The sequence below is a fragment of the Arcticibacterium sp. SM2516 genome, from assembly GCF_057914865.1.
The window spans coordinates 142875-162366 of the sequence record NZ_CP195290.1 but is presented as its reverse complement, the minus strand read 5'-3'; the positions used below and the strand labels follow the sequence as shown (position 1 = coordinate 162366).

Below are 19492 nucleotides of genomic sequence, written 5' to 3'. Positions count from 1 at the left end.
TATGGTTTGTTATTGTCTTCGCTTTCTTCTAAAATCAAAAATAAAGAGCATTCCTACCAACATCAAAAAAAGCAGCAAATTCACTACTATTTTTATGATTTTTCTATAATTCACTTCTGGTTCAGAAATGCTCAAATTCTCTATGTCGTCATAAACCTCCTTAGAGTTTCCCGAATAAGTTTCTATTCTAGGACCGCTTACAGATAGTTTCTGCTCCGCTCTTAAAGTATCATAACTTTCTGTGGCGGTATTATAAAATATCCATTTAAAATAATTTCCAAAGTCGTAAACACCAGAATCCTTTGGAAAAACCTTAAACGTAAAAGTCTTACTACCTGTTTCATATCCTTCCTTTTGATTTAAGGTGGACTGTGGTGGGTAAAAGTCGAAAGAAGGATCGTTATCAGGTTTATCAAAAACCATCGTCTTAAAATTCCCTCTACCGCTAATATCTATAGAATAGTTAATGACCTTGCCCGTTCTGGCAGATCCTAACTTTGTTACTTCCGTCAGTTTAAAGTTTCCTACAGCAGCCCTATTCTTCATTTGATGCTCCGGTAATGCACTCACGTCTATACTATAAGGACGAGAATAAAAGGCCCTCACTTCCACAGACCTAGTGCTATCTTTACCCATATTTAACTTATCCATGTCTAGCCTTACAGAAGGTAGATTGATATTTTTCTGGCTTAGGGGATAATAAATACTTTCAAAAAACTTATACTTAATATAGTTTTTGCCATTAATTACAGATTTTTCAGGCTCTATATTGCTTATCTCTCTTTTACTTTCTAGGCAGTTTTCAGGTTTTAAACTGTTAGATATCTGTTCTATCTGATATGCGAGGTTCTTAGGAAACTCCCATGATGCCGTGTTATCCTCAGATACATAAAATGCCAAATTCATTCTTATGCTTTCGCCCACCACAATATCTTTTTTGTCAACAAACAAAAAAAGTAGTGCATCTTCATTACTAAGTGTATCTGTAAATTCTCTTTCTTCAGGGTTTTCAGAATTGCTTACCGTCAGTTCACCTGCCTGCATTACCCTTTCTTCTCCATTAATCACAAACTCAAACTCAGGCAAATCAAAAGAGCCCCAGTTTATGGCTTTATAATTTTGGGTAACAATGTGCTGAAGAACAGTTTTATTGCCAATCTTGACATTGGCGTGAGAAACCGACCGCCCCTCCTTTTGAAAGCCTTCTATTTTTGGAAATTCCTTTACGTTAGAGTTTGGATTACCCCTTATGTAAACTTTTATATTAAAGACATCTCCTAATTTCATAACCTTGGTAGACGTCACTATATCTATCTCCTGTCCTTTTTGAGAGAAACCAGATATAGAGCATAATAGGAGTAAGCACAGAGGCAGAAATCGCATATGGCAAAATTAGTGAAAGCATCAAAAATCCATTGCTTTAAATAGATTATTCTTGCAGCCTCTTTTCTTTATCGTTTTATTACCAAAGTTTTTAATCTCTTATAACTATAACCTGGTTTTGCCATGAAACAAATACTCAGCTTTTTTTGGGTAGTATTACCTTTTATAACCTTCGGTCAATGGCAAATACTAGAAACAGAAACACAAGCCTCTTTCAGGTCAATGGATGTCGTCAATAAAAGAGTCATTTGGGCGGGAGGTTCTCAAAACACCGTGCTAAAAAGCTTGAACAGTGGTAAAACTTGGCAAAGCATCAAGGTCCACCCAGAAACAGCATTAGACTTTAGAGGTATTAAAGCCTTTGACAAGCAAACAGCCCTAATTGTAAGTGCCGGCTTAGCGGAAGAGGGACAAGCCAAAATCTTTAAAACATCGGATGGCGGAAAAAGCTGGCAGTTGGTTTTTGAAACCAACAAAAAAGGCGTCTTTTTAGACGGCATCGCTTTCTTCGATAAATCACACGGCTTGGTTATAGGCGACCCTATAAATAATGAGGCTTACATACTAGAAACTAAAGATGCTGGAAATACATGGCAGCGAATACCTCCATCTCGAGTTCCTAAATTTCAGGATGGTGAAGCTTCTTTCGCAGCCAGCAATAGCTGCTTAGTGACATTTGGTTCCCATGCCTGGTACGCATTACAAAGTAGAATATTACATTCCCCAGATGCAGGAAACTCTTGGGAAATTCTAGATTCTAAATTCCCAAGTGGACCCACAAGCGGTATTTTCGGTTTAAACTTTTGGTCTGAAAAGGATGGAATAATTTTGGGTGGCGATTATAAAAATGATAAATCGGAGCAAGTGAACTTTAGCAGAACTACCGATGGCGGAAAGACTTGGAAAAGTTCACAAATTGAACCACCAGGTCTAAAGGAATCTGCTGCCTATTTCAAAAGTAAAATTTTGGTTGTAGGAACCTCCGGCAGTAGTTCATCTGCGGATGCTGGAAAATCATCTTGGCAGGCCTTAGATAAAGCCTCTTTCCATGTGACTCAATGTGCAGGTAAAAAATGCTATGCCATTGGTGCTAAAGGGCACTTTGGCAAAATGAAAATGCCTTAAAGCTGGGAGAGCCGCAAAGACAAGAACCTGCACTTTAACATGCATTACCTTATCCTTGCGGTCAAATTAAATCTATTTATTAAACCTTACAGACTTCAGTCTCACCACATCCTCAAAAGGTTCTTCTTTTCTATATACCACGAAATAGAGGTTTTGAAACTCCTCATCCACATTTTCCATTTTGGCATCTGCCCATTGCATTTTACCGAAATCGCCCGTTGGCTCAAAAGGTATAACACCAATAATTGACCCTCCTACAGAGTTTTTCCTTACCTCAATAGCCCCTGAAAGCTCCTTAGAACCATATTCCACACCAATGCTTTTAATATTGGTAAGGTCAATATTTTTAAAAACCAAATAGGCCTTATAACCTCCTGTTTGTAACATTCCCCAGTCAAAAACAAAACCTGGGTGCATGTCTGCATCCATTGCCCTTAGTTCATTATATCTTAAATTTAGTTCGTCGGTACCTTTTTGTGGTGCGGCCTTTTTGAAGCCTTTGTCTGTATATTCCGCTTTTACAGTGTAAAAACCTTTGGTATCATAATCTTTATGAGCCAGCAGCGGCAAAGAACCCGAATCTATAACGGACTTAAATTCTAAATTAGGATCTGAAAGTGAAAAGATATAACTCACCATTTCACGAGCATCTTGTTCTGAAATTTGCGGGTGAGCACTCATCACATGCGTTTCTCCCCAGTTTCCTCCTCCACCTTCTATTATTTTGGTGGCTAATTTCCCCACAGCCCTTCTATCGTCTTTATACCTAGCCGAAATAGCTGCAAATGACGGCCCCACAGACACCTCAGAAATGGTATGACATGCTTTGCAGTCGCTGCCTTCTATCAATGTTCTACCAACAGAACCTGGACTTAAGTTAGTTTTTATCTGAGCACCACCAGAAATATCTGGTGCGGGAGCTTTCGGTGTTGGGCTGTAATTATACACCGTTTTTATGTTTTTCATTTTTACACTTTTCCCATCCTTATCCGAAATTTTCACTTGATAATCAAAATTGGAATCGTCCCAGAAAAAAGAGCGATTTTGACTACTTGCTATTTCCACTATTGGCGGTTCGTTACCCACAGAAACATGAAGCGTATCCGTATCCGATAAGCCACCCTGGTCTGTGGCTTTCATCACTATTTCATATTCTCCAGGGTTTTCGAAGGTTTCATTAAACATGACGGCAGAATGGTCCACCTTCTGACCATTTATAAACCAACTATAGCTTTGCTTATCGCCAAAATCTTTATCTGTGGCCCTGCCCATCATATTGACACGGAGTGGTGCCTTTCCTGCCAAACTTTTTCTAATAGGCAGCTGACGTTTTTCGGAAGTAAGAAAAACTTGTAAGTTTTCCTTAGCAAGTCCAACAGAATCCAAAATTTGAGCAGCAAGATCCGGTTTTCTGTTGCCAGCATTATATTCAATTTTAACTAATCTGGCATCCTTATTATCTGCTCCATAAACAGACCCGTACTCTAATACGTACATCATTCCATCTTTACCAAAAGCCAAGTCTATAGGTCTTCTAAAATCGCCCACAGTAGGCATAAAGGCTTCACTTCTTAGATAATCCTCATTTTTATCAAATCTTATGACACGCATCCAGTTTCGCATCCATTCAAAAACAAACAAACCCCCATCATAATATTTAGGAATTTTATTTGGGTTTTCAACGCTAGCATCATAAGTATAAAACTCTCCGGCCATGGCACTTCTTCCACCTATGCCTAGCTCTGGAAATTTATCAGACAGACCGTAAGGGTAATAAATCATGGCTGGCTTTGGCTTTGGCAACTTTATCAATCCTGTGTTATTCGGCGAATTGTTTTCAGGATTGTTAATGTCATATTTCCCCCTTGGCTTTTCAGTTTCAAAATCCCAATCGGCATAAGGGATGTCGTTGGCAATGAAATAAGGCCAACCAAAAAAACCAGCTTCCTTGGCCTGGTTAAACTCATCATATCCTTTAGGTCCTCTATCAGAATCTTTTCCAGCATCTGGACCAATTTCGCCCCAATAAACCGTGTTGGTTATTGGATTTACCGCCAACCTATATGGGTTTCTAACGCCCATGGCATAGATTTCAGGCTTAGTCTTGGCAGTGCCAACAGGAAAAAGATTATTAGGTGGAATACTGTAACTACCATCGGCGTGTGGTATAATTCGAAGTATTTTACCCTTCAAATCATTGGTGTTTGATGTTCCACGTTGTGCATCTTTTGGGTAACTTTCCGGATCTGAGCGTTCATCTAAAGGCGAGTAACCATCCGATGGAAAAGGCGTAGTTCCGTCGCCTGTAGAGAGCACTAAAACGCCTTTAGAGTCAAAAGCCAAAGAGCCACCATGGTGTGCTCCACTATTGATTTGTACAGGTACTTTTAAAAATATCTTTTCTGAAGCCAAGTCCAATTCGTCATTGTGCGTAAGCGTAAAACGCGATAAATTAAAGTCGATTGGCTCACCCTCAATTGGCGGCGAATAATATAAATAAACCCAACGATTATCTATAAAGTTTGGGTCTAGGGTAATGCCCATTAAACCTGTACCTCCCTTTAAGGTTAACGGAAAACGATGAATCAATTTATACGCTTCAGTATGCGTGTTATAAACAGAAAAATTACCTGCTAACTCCGTAAAATACACCTTGCCATCCGGCGAAACGGCCAATTCCATAGGGTTATTAAGATCATTCACCAATACCGTCTTTTCAAATCTATTTTCTTCTGGGATGGTTTCTGCATAGGATTTTTTATAATCTAGCTTCACATTCTTTCCCATGGCATACTTTATTCCTTCCAGTAAGTGCTTTCTAAAAGCCGGCTCTTCGAAAGATGTCTCTACATGACCTCCTCCAGTAAAAAAGGCTCTTCCACCGTCATATTCATGATACCACGCAATTGGGTGATTAGCACCATTGGTACCTCCAGTATAAGTATGTTCGTCTAAAAATGCCAATACTTTAAGATCATGATAGATGTTTTTATAACTGTACCACTCGTCTGTCCGCACCCATTTGTCAAGTAAATGCTGCGAAGAAGGATGCGATTTATCCACCACATTTACAGTGGCTTCTCTGATGTTAGAATTGTTTGGATGGCTAGAAAAATATGCTCCTGCCAACTCCCCATACCATGGCCAGCCATATTCGGTATCTGCGGCAGCATGAATACCCACATAACCTCCACCTGCCTGTATATATCTTTTAAAAGCGGCTTGCTGTGTATTATTTAGAACATCTCCTGTGGTAGAATTGAAAATTACGGCGGCATACTTACTAAGATTGGCGTCGTTAAAAAACTCAGAATCTTCGGTATAGTCTGCCTTAAATCCATTCTCCTGCCCAAGTTCCTCAATGGCTTTTTTTCCAAAAGGAATACTGCCATGCCTATAGCCTGCTGTTTTAGAAAAAATTAATACACTGGGTTGGTTTTGGGCTAAACTCGAAAAGGAAATACAAAGAATGAGTACTAAAAGCTTAAGTTTTTTCATTTTATCAATAGGTTACTTCAATAGGTATGACCAAAATAAGGATAAAATTCGGGACGTTTAACACTCATTTACGCATAATAAACTGAGATTCGGCGTAACGACCAAACTCCACGACCATTCAAAGAAAGATAACTTAAAGCACTCTAAGAAAGCTAAACGCTAGGAAACCACATGCCCATAGCTGCTGAAAATATGCCTAATGCAGTAAAAATGGTGAGTATAATCAGGCTTATAGCCATAAAATATTTTCCTGATGTTTTTGCCTTTTCTTGAACATAAAAATACCATTCTAATACTGCCAATGGTATCAGATATTGACCAAAGGCCAAGAATGAAAGAAATGGCCCTATAAAAGTTTCAGCATTGAAAAAAAATGGTTTTTGGTAAAGCATAAAGGAAAGCATCAGGCCTATTCTAAAAAACCAGACGCCAGCCATGGAAAGAAATAAGCGAAGAGCCCACTTACGGTGTTTATTAATTTCACAAGCCATTGCATATTTAATGGTCAGTGTGGCGGCCAAGGCAATAAAGAGGGCATTACTACTGGTACCTAAATGCTGCCAGATGCCTCCAACAGAACCCCTAGTCCATAGCATATAAATGCCGCTAATGGCCAATATATAAGCCGCAGTAATATATATACGTCCATTCCAATGATGAAATTTAGGAGCTATTTGTCTCATTTTGGAGAGTATTTGAAGTGGGCCGCCTATCATAACCACAACCACAAAAAACACATGAAGGGCCACGGCTATATTTCCCATGGGCTCTCCTACCCTATGCCCGCCAGACATTATTTCATTCCATTTTTCGAAATTGCCTTTGAAGCCAGAAATTCCGTAAAATGAAAATACGTAGTATGCAAAAATCCAATGACCTAAAACGGCAGTGGTAAACCAAAAACTGGCCGCGTAGTTTAGCAGCTTGTCTGCATTTATTTTCTTTTTCATTTGTAATAGCTTTTCCTCAAAGCTAATTCCCAGAAAAAGCAAAACTCCTTAACATTTGTTATTTACGATCTCCTTTCTAATTCTACTTAAGCTTTCTGGTTTGATGCCCAGATAAGACGCAATGTATTTTTGAGGTACATTTTGAATCATATTAGGTCTATTTTTCATGAGCTTAAGGTACCGCTCTTCGGCAGAAAGTACTGCTAGGTCATTGACTTGCTCCTGTTTTTCCGCTAACAATTTGTGAAAAAGTTTCACAGAATATCTTTGTTGCGTGAGCGACTCGGCAGCTGAAATCCCAATTTCGGGAAGCGTGATCTGAAGCAATTCACTATCTGTGAGACATACTACGTTTTCCTTGGAGATGGTTTGATTGGCAAAATGAAAATAAGATGTAAAAAAACGTGGGCCATCATTCAGATCCACCGTAATTTCCTCTCCTTTATCATTCACATGATAATTTCTCAAATAACCTGAAACTATAAAATTATGATACGTTGGTATTTCACCAGCTTTGCTTACCAGACTTCCTTTAGTTTTTTTTAACGCATTTAAAATACTTCCGAATATTAGCCTTATCCGCATCTGGTAAATCATGGATTACAGCGATGTAATTAAAAAAGGTTTGAAAATAATGCTCCATATTATTATTTGACACTAAGACATATTTGACTCAATACGCTTGCCAGCAAAATGTGTCAAAAAAATTTCCCTAACACAGTACCTCCATAAAAATGGGTCAATTGTAGGAAACTATATCTATCAAATACATCAGTGGAGTATTTGATAGATAAAAGGTTGTCTTAAATATCATTATAATTCTAAAGCGAAGAGCGGCTGAAAATTGGTATAAGTTGAATCGTTAATGATAATGCCATTTCATTTTGCTTTATTTGAACAAAGCACAGCTTTCAAAAACCCGCTTTGGACTTACCACTCTATCTAGGCCAGTTTATCTTTAAAGAAATTTACGGTTCTTTTCCATGCTAAATCCGCCTGGGGTTTATCAAACCTAGGGGTGGTATCATTATGAAAACCATGATTGGCTCCTGGATAAACAAAAGCACTATACCCTTTTCTATGTTTTTTTAAGGCCACTTCATAATCTGGCCAACCCGCATTTACCCTTGTGTCTAGCTCTCCATAGTGAAGAAGTAGCGGTGCATTAATTTGTGGCACATCTTCTGCATCTGGTTGCCCGCCATAAAAAGGTACACTGGCTGCCAAATAAGGTAATTTAACTGCCATCATGTTTGACACCCAACCGCCAAAGCAGAATCCTACTACGCCTACCTTTCCATTGCAGGATTCATGTCCTTTAAGAAAATCAGCTGCAGCCATAAAATCTTCCAACATCTCATTCTTATCCCTTTTACTTTGCATTGTTCTGCCTTCATCATCTGTTCCAGGGTATCCACCCAATGGTGTTAAAGCATCTGGTGCTATAGACACAAAACCAGCCAAGGCTGCTCTTCGGCCTACGTCTTCTATATAAGGGTTCAAACCCCTATTTTCATGAACCACCACTACGCCACCTAAAACGCCTTTAGCATCTGACGGCATAGATAATAATGCTTTTATCTCTCCTCCACCTTTTGGCGATTTATAGGTAATGTATCCTGATTTTATTCTTGGGTCATCTTTTAAAACTTGAATTTGCCCTTTATAGTCAGGCATCAGAAAACTCATTAGAGAGGCCACTGTGACAGAACCCACCGCATAGGTAGCTAATTGTTTCATAAAACCGTTTCGGTCTATACGATTATGGGCGTAATCATCATAAAGATCAAAAATCTCCTGTTTGATATCTTCTTTTTTTATTTCACTCATAGCTTTTTTATTTATATAAGTAAGATAATGATTTCCAAGCAATAAGACAATATATAGGCATTTAAATCCCGCTCTATTTTCTTTTTTATGATAAAATATCTCAAAACAGAGCAAGTTTTCTATTGCCTTTTCATCCAAGAACTAGAACAACAACAAAAAACAAAATATGAAGATATTCATAAGTGCCATATTCTCTCTAATGTTATTGGCAACATCCTGCAAAACCACAGATTCTGATTTGGATCCAAGTGAAACAACACACGATGTAGATGCCTCCTTTTTTTTGAATGATGCCATTTCAGTAAGTCTTGTAGACTGCATTTTATCAGACGGCTCTAGTTCGCAGTGTTATCAAATAGTTTCAAATGGTTTGGCATCTGACCACGAAATGGGACCATGGTGCCCTAGCAATATAACAGACAATGCCGATGCAGGTGGAATTTGGCTGGAAGGTGGAAACCTATACGACGTTGACGGGGAGTTCGTGAAAAACATGGCGACTTTCTACAATGATAATACTTGGAAAATGTATGATGCCAATGGCAAAATTTATAAAACAGCAAGTTTGGAAGATTGTAATAATGCCGCCAATCCAAATGTAGGTGCGGAATACGCCAATTTCTGTGTAGAATGTTTACCGTCTTACATCTCTAACGTAAGTCAGACTTACCTTATCCCTAAAACTCCAGTAATGACAGCACAGTCGACTTCTTTTGGGACTGCAGGAGCAGCACCCGCGGGAGGAGCTCCAGCAGGAGACCCACCAGCAGATGGCGTAGGCGGACCTCCTCCGGGTGGAGTAGTAGGTGGTGGTTTAGCAGCACGTGGCGTTGCATTTAATGGTATTCCTTTTGATGCTCCTGCTCCTACAGACGCTATTCTAGGTGCTTATACACTTGCTCCTTTTGATGATGCCGGCGGACATATAAACCTAAATGCAGGATATCACTACCATACCTCTACAGGTAAAACCACCAAGTTTAATCAGCCCGATGGCCATGCAGCCATGATAGGTTACGCAATGGACGGTCATGGTATTTATGAACAATTAAACGAAGATGGTTTAGAACCAGCCGACCTAGACGAATGCCGTGGACATACCGATAGCACAAGAGGTTACCATTACCATGTTTCTTCTCCTGGAACAAACAATTTCTTCAACTGCCTAAAAGGTGCTTACGCCAATTAACATGAAGTTTCAACAAACAAAAAATACCTTCAGAAAGATGCTCATTTGGTTATTTATCTCAATACCAATGCTGACATGGGCTCACCAACCTGATGTTTCTGCTACTATGTTGGTAGAAAACGAAAATAACGAGTGGATTTTAAGAGTTACTTCCTCTGCTTCTGCTCTGGAATACGAGGTAAAAAAAACCTTTGGAGAAAACGCCTATAAAACAAAAGAGGAGTTTGAAAAACTAGCTTTAGAGCATGTTAGAAACAATCTAAAGCTCACTGCCAATGGTACTAACACCTTAAAGCTATACGCAGACATGATTAAGATAGGACATGAAACTCAAATCCTTTTTAAGGTGGCAGAAATGCCCGCAGAGCTTCATTCTATAACTGTTAAAAACAGTTCTTTTAAAGACATTCATCACCATCAGGGAGCCTTAATGATATTAAAGAATGGTTTTGAGAAAAAGCAATTCTTATTAAATAACGGCAATGAACATACCTTAGAATTGACCACCGAATCTAATAAATGGATAATAGTGACAGATACCGAAATGGGTATTCCTAAAATATGGAAATTCCTTAGCATGGGTTTTGCAATCGCATTAATGACTTTAGTCGGTTATAAGCTATATCAGAAAAGGAATGTCGCCATTGTTCAACATCAATAAATAAAAACAAACTAGAAAAATGACAAAATCAAAAATAGCCTTCCTTGCATTAATCGCATTGGGAGCCTGCAAAAGCACGCAGAAAAATAAGGGTTCAGAAATGAATCAACAAGCGGAACAGATGTTCACACAAATGGACGCTAACAAAGATGGATACCTTTCTAAAACGGAAGTAAAGGGACCTTTAAGTCAAGAATTCTCAAAAATAGATCTTAATAATGATGGGTTGATTTCAAAAGAAGAATTCAATAAAGCTCCTAAACCCAACCGACCAACGTCTGGAGGAGGAAGACCTCAAGGACCTCCTAGAAATTAACCTTAGGAAGTTAATCCGGTTTACCAGAAGTCATCTAAAATTGAAAAGCCCAAGGAATCTTAAAGAAACCTTGGGCTTTTAGTATACTATTAGAGATTAATCGTATTTAGGCTTTTTCAATCTCTTCTCCTCTTTCTTCTCTTTAGGAGTTTTTGTTGCTTCTTTTTTTACGCTCTTTTGTGCGTCTTTACTTTTAGCCATGATCTTTTAGTTTAAAATTCCATCAAAGATGATAATTATTGTTAAACAAAATTAAATATATTTCAATATATAAAGATAATCCCTTCATCAAAAGGTCAGAACATAAAACAAAATAATGTAAAATGGCTACTCAAAGTCACTATTTAGATCTTGATAAACGAAAGGAATTAGAACCCATTATAACTAACCAAAGACATATTCCAAACTCCCCAATTTGTGAAGGTAAATTCGCTATGTCAGATAGAAGACTTATATAATAATCTTCCATAAACAAATTTCCTACAAACTCCACCAGATACCCTAAACATCCTAACATTAAGAATATACCTAAAACTTTGGGCAAGAATCCAGATTTAAAAACCAAATAACCAAAAGGAAAAAGCCATAAGCCCCAGAAGACAGAATTAACATGAATTCCGTTTCTATAAGATTCTAAATGGAGCATAATCTGCGTTTGAAGATTTTGCTGATTTAAATATGCTGGTTTTGTTAAAAGCGTCAAAACATCCATGCGGTGAACCATATCTGAAAACGACAAGCATACACTTATAGCCACAAAAAGCACTAATAAAGCGGCCGCAGTAGCACTTACTTTTACAAAGAGCTTATACAATACGATTGCCAGCATCAAAAAACTCAAAGCCATCAACAAACCAGAAACTATACTGAGTTTAAAAAGCACCAAATTTCCTTTTATGTTTTCCATTGTTTTTGCAGCATTATCCCAGTCTATTAATTGATTAGGGATATACATTAAACTGAAAACACCTGTAATAATAAGTCCTAAATAAGTAAGACCAGCAAGTCTAGCAAGCCGATTTTGGGTAAGCGTCAAATTCATAAAATAAAAGTTATTTTCATTACAAGATGCTAGTAATCAGGTGGAGGTTGCGTCTTTGTAAACGCTACGTAAAACCAATAAAAGACAAGCGGGTGAAATAACCGTTTAATAAAAACAAAACGTTTTATAAGCCCTTACAAAAGTTCTCCAACGCCAGTTTCTTTAATTTAGACTGATTTTCCTAAAAGGAACATTGCCAACCCTAGCCTAATTAACCATGAAAAACAGCAAAAGGATTAAATCTATAGACCTTTTACGAGGACTAGTTATGGTCATCATGGCTTTAGACCATGTGCGAGACTACTTTCATTATGATGCTTTTTTCTTTGAACCAACAGATATTTCTCAAACCAACCTTGCTCTTTTTAGCACTCGGTTTATTACACATTTTTGTGCCCCTGTATTTATCTTCCTAGCAGGTACCTCGGCTTTCTTTGTAGGACAGCGTCTGAACAAAAAAGAGCTTTCTATTTGGCTTTTGAAAAGAGGTATTTGGCTAATTTTCGTAGAGCTTATTATTATAAAATTAGCATGGATGTTCAAATTAGACTTTAGCATGATCTTGCTCATGGTCATTTGGATATTAGGTGTTTCCATGATTTTCTTGGCTGGCTTTATCCATATTCCAAAGAAGCTTATGATTGCCCTTTGTCTTCTTGCCGTTTTTGGACATAATTACTTTGACACATTTCAGCCCGCTAGTCGACAGCTAAGTTTCATCTGGGATATACTTCATGTTTATAGCATGAATAATTTCGGCCCCTTTGATATTTATTCCGTATATCCATTGATACCTTGGATATTTGTTATGCCACTTGGCTATTATTTTGGTGAACTTTACCTCCCAAAAGTGACATCTGAAATCAGAACAAAAAAACTATTACAATTAGGTATTTCTATAACCTTACTGTTTTTCATTCTGCGTTTTATTAATATTTATGGTGACCCAGAAGTTTGGATGGCTTATGAAACATTTGGACAGAGTCTCATGTCGTTTTTTAATGTGACCAAGTATCCGCCTTCCCTACTCTATTTATTGATCACCTTAGGACCATCCATCATCTTTTTGGCTTTTGCAGAGAAATGGAACTCTGAGAAACTTGTTATTATAGGCCGAGTGCCCATGTTCTTTTATATCATTCATATCTATACCATACACTTCTTTGCTGTAATAGCGGCTGCTTTAAGCGGCTTTAAAGCTTCAGACATGATTATAAGTGTTTGGGTGACAGAAGAGCCACAGCTTAAAGGTTATGGCTTTAACCTCTGGGTTGTTTATGGCATTTGGATTTTGCTAATCATAGGTCTATACCCACTATGCAAATGGTATGATAATTACAAGCGAAACAATAGAGACAAATGGTGGCTGACTTATCTGTAAAGTAAATTGATGCATTTGCTGAAAACTAAAAAGTCAACCCTTCCGATAGTTATTGGAACTGAGTCGACTTTTTATATATAACTTTGATTTCAAAAACACTTTAGTACTTCTGAATCAAGAGAAAGTGAATAATTATGTACTTCATTGTAAAACTGTCGATTATCAGTAGTATTTAAAACACGCCCTCGAAGACCTAGAAGGTAAACATCGCTGAGGCAGCCAGAAGACCGTACATGGCTTATCGCATAGTCTATGGTACCAACTATCCAATTATTGTCATAACCATGGAGTGTACCCATTTCTAACATTCCAACCAATTTCCCTATCCCTAAGAAGTTAGGACAGGCTTTACTTGCTTTAAATTTCCTTTTATAAGTGTTTATTACTTTACTGCCTTCTTTTTGAATCAAAATATCATTTTCCAACGCGAAACTTCTATCAACCCATTCAGACTCTCCTATGGTCCCTCTCACCTTAACTTGTCCCATGTATGAATTAAAAGCTACTTTCTTAAAAACTACAACCATTTCCCCATCATTATAACCATATGATTTTAAAGGACCAACCTCAACTATAAAACCTTCCAATTTCGTATTAAAGGATTCTCTTACCTCAAAAGAATATCCGTCTGCTCTTTCCCAAACACCTAAAATAGGATCAGAGGTTTGAGCATGCAGTGATAAAATAAGGAAAGAAAGTATTAAGGTAGCGTAAATCTTATTTTTCATTATTTAGCTATTTTGATTGATTGGTATCTAAGTTAATGTTTTATTTCCAATAGGAAACCGACCGAACATCTTACCATCAAAAACTAAAATCGAATTAACTAGCTAACAACAAGGACATTAACAAACCGCTTAATTAATCCATCACCATATAATAAAAAAGTCGACCCATTTCTGAGTCGACTTTTGATATAGACATAAATCTAAATTCTTAGCTAAGTGCCGCTACGCCTGGCAATACTTTACCTTCCATATATTCTAATAATGCACCACCACCGGTAGACACATAAGATACACGCTCACCCATACCTGCATTATTAATAGCAGCGGCAGAATCTCCACCGCCTATCAATGAGAATGCATTGTTTTCTTCTGTAGCCTGAACCACAGCATTCGCAACTGCATTTGTTCCATGGGCAAAGTTAGGAAATTCGAAAACACCCATAGGACCATTCCAAAGAACAGTTTTTGATGTTTTGATGGTTTCAGCAAATAACTTAGCAGATTCCGGTCCGATATCTAAACCTTCCCAGCCGTCCGGAATTTCACCTCTGTTGACCACTTGGGTTTTGGCGTCATTACTAAAACTATCCGCTATTAAATTATCTAATGGCATGATGATATTAACACCTTTCTCTTTCGCTTTTTCTAAGATAGATAAAGCCAACTCTTGCTTGTCTGATTCCAAAAGAGAGTTTCCTATTTTACCACCTCTGGCTTTAGTAAAAGTATAAGTCATACCTCCGCCAATGATTAGGTTATCAACCTTATCTAGCAACTTTTCGATGATCAAAATCTTATCAGAAATTTTTGCACCGCCCATAATTGCCGTGAAAGGTCTTTCTGCTTTTTCTAAAATACGCTGTGCGTTTTCAATCTCCGCTTGCATCACATATCCGCAAACCCTGTCTTTAAAAAACTGACCTATTACCGCGGTAGAAGCGTGAGCTCTATGAGCAGTACCAAATGCATCGTTTACCCATACATCACCAAGTTTAGAAAGCTTTTCTGCAAAAGCTACATCACCTTTGGTTTCTTCCGGATAAAAACGAAGATTTTCAAGCAATAAAACTTCGCCTGCTTTAAGGTTACCAGCCAATTCAACCGCTTGCTCTCCTATACAGTCATCTGCAAACTTCACAGACACGCCTAAAATTAAAGAAAGAGCTTGTACTAAGTGTTTTAAAGAATCTTTTTCAGTAGGACCATCTTTAGGTCTTCCTAAGTGAGACATTAATATACATGAACCACCATCTTCCAAAATCTTTTTAATGGTAGGAATAGTAGCCTTGATTCTGGTGTTATCGGTGATCTCAAACTGATCGTTTAGAGGCACGTTAAAGTCTACACGTATTAAGGCTTTTTTACCTTTAAAATCATAAGAGTCTAGTGTTATCATATTGGATAAGATCTGTTTTGTTATACTCAAATTCGGGATAGCAAATATAATTCTATGCTTGAATCTTGTACAAGATTGCTATGGCTAATTGCCCTTCTGTCACAAATTCTATTTGTATTGTGCAAATAAATGTATAGAAATTTCTAATTTGCCTTTATCACTCTTCTACTATATACTTAATAATCATATTAATATCTACGAATAGCGTTGTTTAGAAGCAAAAAAGTCTTACTTTTGCACCTCATTTTTGAAAATAATTAATAACAAACAAATTATCATGTTTCAAAACCAGTACGAAACAGTGTTCATTTTAACTCCCGTTTTATCTGAGATTCAGATGAAGGACGCTGTGGATAAATTTAAGAAAGTGCTGACTGATAATGGAGCTGAGTTAGTAAACGAGGAACATTGGGGCCTTAGAAAACTAGCATATCCCATTCAGCATAAATCAACGGGCTACTACCAGTTGTTTGAATTCAAAGCAAGCACTGACATAGTTGCAATCATTGAATTGGCATATAAGCGTGACGAACGCATTTTGCGTTTCCTAACTACCAAGTTAGACAAGCATGCCATTGACTACGCCGATAGACGTAAGAATGGTAAAATTGGAAAGAAGAATCAAGATGCACCTAAAGAAACTCAAAAAGCTTAATCATTATGTCATTAGTAAACGAAAGAGTAGAACGTAAAGATAGAGTACAGAAGAAATACTGTCGCTTTCAAAAAGCCGGTATCAAGTATGTAGACTATAAAGACCCAAATTTCCTTTTGAAATTTGTAAACGAGCAAGGTAAAATACTTCCTAGAAGATTAACTGGTAACAGTTTGAAATTCCAGAGAAAAGTATCCGTAGCTATCAAAAGAGCAAGACATTTGGCTTTGATGCCTTATGTAGCTGATGGCTTAAAATAAGATTAGTCAAGAGAAAGTCTGTTTAGATTTTTCGCTTTTAAAATTTTTAATCAAGTATTACAATGGAAATTATATTAAAAACGGATATTGCGGGTCTTGGCTACAAGAATGATGTTCTTGAAGTGAAGCCAGGTTATGGTCGCAACTATCTTATTCCTCAAGGATTTGCTGTTTTGGCGACTTCGTCAAACAAAAAAATTCTTGCTGAGAATTTAAAACAAGCTGCTCACAAAGCAGAAAAAATATTAACTGCTGCTCAAGATATTGCAGATGGCATTGGCGAAATGGTTATTACCATTGTTATGAAAGCTGGTGAGTCTGGTAAAATATTTGGTAGAGTTACTAATACCCAAGTTTCTGATTTCTTAGCTACTAAAGGCTTCGAGGTGGATCGTAAGAAAATCACCATGGAAGACGTTAAAACTGTAGGAGATTACACGGCTAACATTGACCTTCACAAAGAGGTTAAGCATGATGTAAAAGTTTCTGTAGTGGCAGAAGCTAAAGTAGCAGAAGCTTAAGAAGTACTAGAAAAGCTTTTAATAGGAAAGACGAATCGAAAGGTTCGTCTTTTTTTTATGCCCTGCTTTACATTTTTTCTCCTTTTATAAGTAAAGTAGATTTTATTGACTCTTCTTTCAGATGAATAAACTTCAACCTACTGTCGTCATCCATGTAATTGCCTAAATCTTCCTGAGATTCAAACGAGACAAAATGAATTTCATAAGGCCGTTCTTCTTCACCAGAAATGAAAGACTCCTTGCTAGGTCTTATTCTATACATCATTTGTCCATTATACTTTTCCATCAAAGGAATTACATGGCTTTCAAATTCGAGAAAGACGCTTTCCTTTCCCTCTTTTATGAAAATGAACTGAGTAATATATATCATGCTTAACCGAAACTTAGATTAGGATAAAAGTAAATAAAAAAGTCGGATACATTTAAGCATCCGACTTCCGATATCAATCTTCTGACAATTGACAAATATTTATGACTAAGCTTCCACTTACTTCAAACTAACAATCCACTTTGCTATGATTTCAGCTTCATTTTTAGGAACCTGCGTCATTGGAGCCATTGGTGGGTAACCAGGCCAGTTTTTAGGGTTTGGCTTGTAAATAAGAGCTACAATTTCGTCCGCTTTATACTTCTTTGTCGCCATAACCTCTTTATAAGCAGGCCCTACTAATCTCTTATCTGCATTATGACAAGCTAAACAAGTATTTTTTTGAAGCAATTTCTGCACGTTAGGAGGAATACGCGTTTGACCGTGAGACAAAGTAGCGATACTTCCGATTAACAATAAGGTGATTAATACTTTTTTCATTATGAGAGACTTTTTAATATTTTATGATGCAAATATGGTTGATAAATCTTTATTCAAAAAACTTGATTCAAAGATACCAACGCTTTTCATATATTAGACGCCGAAACAGGCATTTGAGTTGTTAAGAGTCTGTTAAGGAATTAAAATTCTTTAACAAAGTTTAGCAAACTTATGCTCATCCCACAGCTGACCTTTCTTTAAAATAGCTTTTCTCAAAACGCCTTCTTTCTCAAAACCATTTTTCTCCAAGACTTTCATGGAAGCCAAGTTGTATTCAAATACGCTTGAGAAGATTCTATTTACTCCTAAATGATCATAAGCATAAGCAGTAATTAACTTAACCGCTTCCGAAGCTATTCCTTTTCCCCAAAAAGGTTCACCTATCCAATATCCCATCTCGGCAGATTTCCTATAAACGTCCGATTGAACATTGGCAGAGATTACACCACAAAATGCACCATCGTAATTAATGGCAAAGTTTTCATTGACGGGCATTCCCAAACTATTATTAATAAACCACTCCGCGTCTTTCTCTGTGTAGGGAAATGGGAAATAATCTCTCACGCCTTCCCATATGTTCTGATTATTGGCTAGGTTAGCTAAATCAGAAACATCAGATAGCTCTAGCGGCCTTATTTCAACTTTCACCTTCTACTACATTTATTAGTCCTCAAAAACTCTATTCTCTTGCTCAGCAACTCTAATAAAGGTGGTTCTCTTTGTCAGTTCCTTTAATCTGGCAGCTCCCACATAGGTGCAGGTGCTCCTTATTCCACCCATAATATCCTGAAGCGTGTCTTTCACCTTTCCCTTAAACAGTACTTTCACGTCCTTGCCTTCACTGGCTCGGTATTCTGCTACGCCGCCTACATGCTTATTCATGGCCAAAGCGGAACTCATTCCATAAAATCGTTTGTACTTTTTCCCGTTCTCTTCTATCAGTTCTCCCCCACTTTCTTCATGCCCTGAGAGCATTCCTCCAAGCATCACAAAATCTGCACCCGCTCCAAAGGCTTTTGAAACGTCTCCTGGCGTAGTACAGCCTCCGTCGCTGATAATCTGCCCACCAAGTCCGTGAGCGGCGTCTGCACACTCTATAATGGCCGACAACTGAGGATAACCCACACCTGTTTTAACGCGTGTGGTACATACGGAACCAGGACCAATGCCCACTTTAATGATATCTGCTCCTGCTAAAAGGAGTTCTTCCACCATTTCTCCAGTGACCACATTACCAGCTATAATGACCTTATCAGGATAACTCTTTCTGGTTTGTTTCACAAAACTCACAAAATGTTCCGAATAACCATTGGCCACGTCTATGCAGATAAACTGTAGCTTCGGATTCGCTTTTATAACTTCCGCTACCTTCCCAAAATCTGTCTTATCCGTACCTGTGCTAATGGCTATGAAATCGTAAATCTCATCCGATTGGCTTTTAAGAAAGTTATTCCATTCCTCCACATCATAATGCTTATGAATGGCGGTAAAAAGCTTTTGTTCGCTCAATACTTTTGCCATTTCAAAAGTACCAACGGTATCCATATTGGCGGCCATAATGGGTACGCCTTTCCAAGGAATCTGGCTATGCAAAAAAACAAAATCACGCTCTAAACTCACCTGAGACCTACTTTTTAGCGTAGAACGTTTAGGTCTGATCATCACATCTTTGAAACCCAATTTGATTTCATTTTCAATACGCATATTTGTTATTTTTTTAAACCCTGAAATGACATAAAAAAAGCTCAC

Annotated in this window: 20 protein-coding genes; 8 read left to right on the top strand and 12 right to left on the bottom strand. The window is 37.7% G+C overall.

Translation table 11 applies throughout. The features are described 5' to 3' along the window. Nucleotides 1-9: 9 nt before the first annotated feature. On the bottom strand, nt 10-1383 hold the full coding sequence (locus ACSBFT_RS00725; protein ID WP_489602884.1) for a hypothetical protein: 1374 nt from the start codon (nt 1381-1383) through the stop codon (nt 10-12). Nucleotides 1384-1506: 123 nt separating this feature from the next. Between ACSBFT_RS00725 and ACSBFT_RS00720 the strand changes: the two genes are divergently transcribed. Continuing rightward, entirely contained in the window at nt 1507-2508 is a 1002-nt protein-coding gene (locus tag ACSBFT_RS00720) for a WD40/YVTN/BNR-like repeat-containing protein (protein ID WP_489602882.1), read from the top strand. Nucleotides 2509-2580: 72 nt separating this feature from the next. On the opposite strand, the gene ACSBFT_RS00715 is transcribed toward ACSBFT_RS00720, so the two are convergent. The 4 genes from ACSBFT_RS00715 to ACSBFT_RS00700 all read right to left on the bottom strand — a co-directional run bounded on the left by ACSBFT_RS00715 (nt 2581) and on the right by ACSBFT_RS00700 (nt 8786). After that, nucleotides 2581-6006 carry a ThuA domain-containing protein gene (locus ACSBFT_RS00715; protein ID WP_489602880.1) on the bottom strand — a complete coding sequence of 1142 codons (3426 nt, stop codon included), beginning with the start codon at nt 6004-6006 and terminating at the stop codon, nt 2581-2583. 152 nt (nt 6007-6158) lie between these two features. Continuing rightward, nucleotides 6159-6956 (bottom strand): DUF2306 domain-containing protein, encoded by a 798-nt coding sequence (locus tag ACSBFT_RS00710; RefSeq protein ID WP_489602878.1) that lies wholly within the window; start codon nt 6954-6956, stop codon nt 6159-6161. A 48-nt stretch (nt 6957-7004) separates the two neighbouring features. Further along, nucleotides 7005-7541, bottom strand: coding sequence for a Crp/Fnr family transcriptional regulator (locus ACSBFT_RS00705; protein ID WP_489602876.1), 537 nt, complete (start codon nt 7539-7541; stop codon nt 7005-7007). 357 nt (nt 7542-7898) lie between these two features. Further along, the gene (locus ACSBFT_RS00700; RefSeq protein WP_489602874.1) at nt 7899-8786 is read right to left on the bottom strand and encodes a dienelactone hydrolase family protein; all 888 of its coding nucleotides are present in this window, start codon (nt 8784-8786) and stop codon (nt 7899-7901) included. A gap of 166 nt (nt 8787-8952) precedes the next feature. On the opposite strand from ACSBFT_RS00700, the gene ACSBFT_RS00695 reads away from it, so the two are divergent. From ACSBFT_RS00695 to ACSBFT_RS00685, 3 genes are read left to right on the top strand one after another with little or no spacing between them, the layout of a single operon-like run. Then, on the top strand, nt 8953-9975 hold the full coding sequence (locus ACSBFT_RS00695) for a YHYH protein (RefSeq protein ID WP_489602873.1): 1023 nt from the start codon (nt 8953-8955) through the stop codon (nt 9973-9975). Between the two features lie 37 nt (nt 9976-10012). Beyond that, nucleotides 10013-10636 carry a DUF6702 family protein gene (locus ACSBFT_RS00690; protein WP_489602871.1) on the top strand — a complete coding sequence of 208 codons (624 nt, stop codon included), beginning with the start codon at nt 10013-10015 and terminating at the stop codon, nt 10634-10636. Between the two features lie 19 nt (nt 10637-10655). Next, nucleotides 10656-10952, top strand: a complete 297-nt coding sequence (locus ACSBFT_RS00685) for an EF-hand domain-containing protein (RefSeq protein WP_489602869.1) — start codon at nt 10656-10658, stop codon at nt 10950-10952. A gap of 340 nt (nt 10953-11292) precedes the next feature. Here ACSBFT_RS00685 and ACSBFT_RS00680 read toward each other — a convergent pair whose 3' ends face one another. Beyond that, complete coding sequence (locus tag ACSBFT_RS00680; protein WP_489602867.1) at nt 11293-11994, bottom strand: DUF4386 domain-containing protein; 702 nt, start codon at nt 11992-11994, stop codon at nt 11293-11295. 217 nt (nt 11995-12211) lie between these two features. Between ACSBFT_RS00680 and ACSBFT_RS00675 the strand changes: the two genes are divergently transcribed. Then, the gene (locus tag ACSBFT_RS00675; RefSeq protein WP_489602865.1) at nt 12212-13375 is read left to right on the top strand and encodes an acetyltransferase domain-containing protein; all 1164 of its coding nucleotides are present in this window, start codon (nt 12212-12214) and stop codon (nt 13373-13375) included. A gap of 89 nt (nt 13376-13464) precedes the next feature. Here the strand turns inward: ACSBFT_RS00675 and ACSBFT_RS00670 are convergent, their stop codons facing one another. Both ACSBFT_RS00670 and ACSBFT_RS00665 read right to left on the bottom strand, forming a co-directional pair. After that, on the bottom strand, nt 13465-14103 hold the full coding sequence (locus ACSBFT_RS00670) for a hypothetical protein (protein ID WP_489602863.1): 639 nt from the start codon (nt 14101-14103) through the stop codon (nt 13465-13467). A gap of 208 nt (nt 14104-14311) precedes the next feature. Further along, on the bottom strand, nt 14312-15499 hold the full coding sequence (locus ACSBFT_RS00665) for a phosphoglycerate kinase (protein WP_489602861.1): 1188 nt from the start codon (nt 15497-15499) through the stop codon (nt 14312-14314). Nucleotides 15500-15776: 277 nt separating this feature from the next. Between ACSBFT_RS00665 and rpsF the strand changes: the two genes are divergently transcribed. The 3 genes from rpsF to rplI all read left to right on the top strand — a co-directional run bounded on the left by rpsF (nt 15777) and on the right by rplI (nt 16935). Continuing rightward, complete coding sequence (gene rpsF / locus ACSBFT_RS00660; RefSeq protein WP_463044807.1) at nt 15777-16154, top strand: 30S ribosomal protein S6; 378 nt, start codon at nt 15777-15779, stop codon at nt 16152-16154. A gap of 5 nt (nt 16155-16159) precedes the next feature. Continuing rightward, entirely contained in the window at nt 16160-16414 is a 255-nt protein-coding gene (gene rpsR / locus ACSBFT_RS00655) for a 30S ribosomal protein S18 (RefSeq protein WP_463044806.1), read from the top strand. A gap of 62 nt (nt 16415-16476) precedes the next feature. Next, nucleotides 16477-16935: a 50S ribosomal protein L9 gene (gene rplI / locus ACSBFT_RS00650; protein ID WP_463044805.1), complete on the top strand. Its 459-nt coding sequence runs from the start codon at nt 16477-16479 to the stop codon at nt 16933-16935. A gap of 67 nt (nt 16936-17002) precedes the next feature. Here rplI and ACSBFT_RS00645 read toward each other — a convergent pair whose 3' ends face one another. The 4 genes from ACSBFT_RS00645 to ACSBFT_RS00630 form a co-directional block, all read right to left on the bottom strand. Continuing rightward, nucleotides 17003-17305 carry a DUF1330 domain-containing protein gene (locus ACSBFT_RS00645; protein ID WP_463044804.1) on the bottom strand — a complete coding sequence of 101 codons (303 nt, stop codon included), beginning with the start codon at nt 17303-17305 and terminating at the stop codon, nt 17003-17005. 117 nt (nt 17306-17422) lie between these two features. Then, on the bottom strand, nt 17423-17743 hold the full coding sequence (locus tag ACSBFT_RS00640) for a c-type cytochrome (RefSeq protein WP_463044803.1): 321 nt from the start codon (nt 17741-17743) through the stop codon (nt 17423-17425). Between the two features lie 150 nt (nt 17744-17893). After that, nucleotides 17894-18391, bottom strand: a complete 498-nt coding sequence (locus ACSBFT_RS00635; protein WP_489602859.1) for a GNAT family N-acetyltransferase — start codon at nt 18389-18391, stop codon at nt 17894-17896. Between the two features lie 15 nt (nt 18392-18406). Then, complete coding sequence (locus ACSBFT_RS00630) at nt 18407-19447, bottom strand: GMP reductase (RefSeq protein WP_463044801.1); 1041 nt, start codon at nt 19445-19447, stop codon at nt 18407-18409. Nucleotides 19448-19492 lie beyond the last annotated feature (45 nt).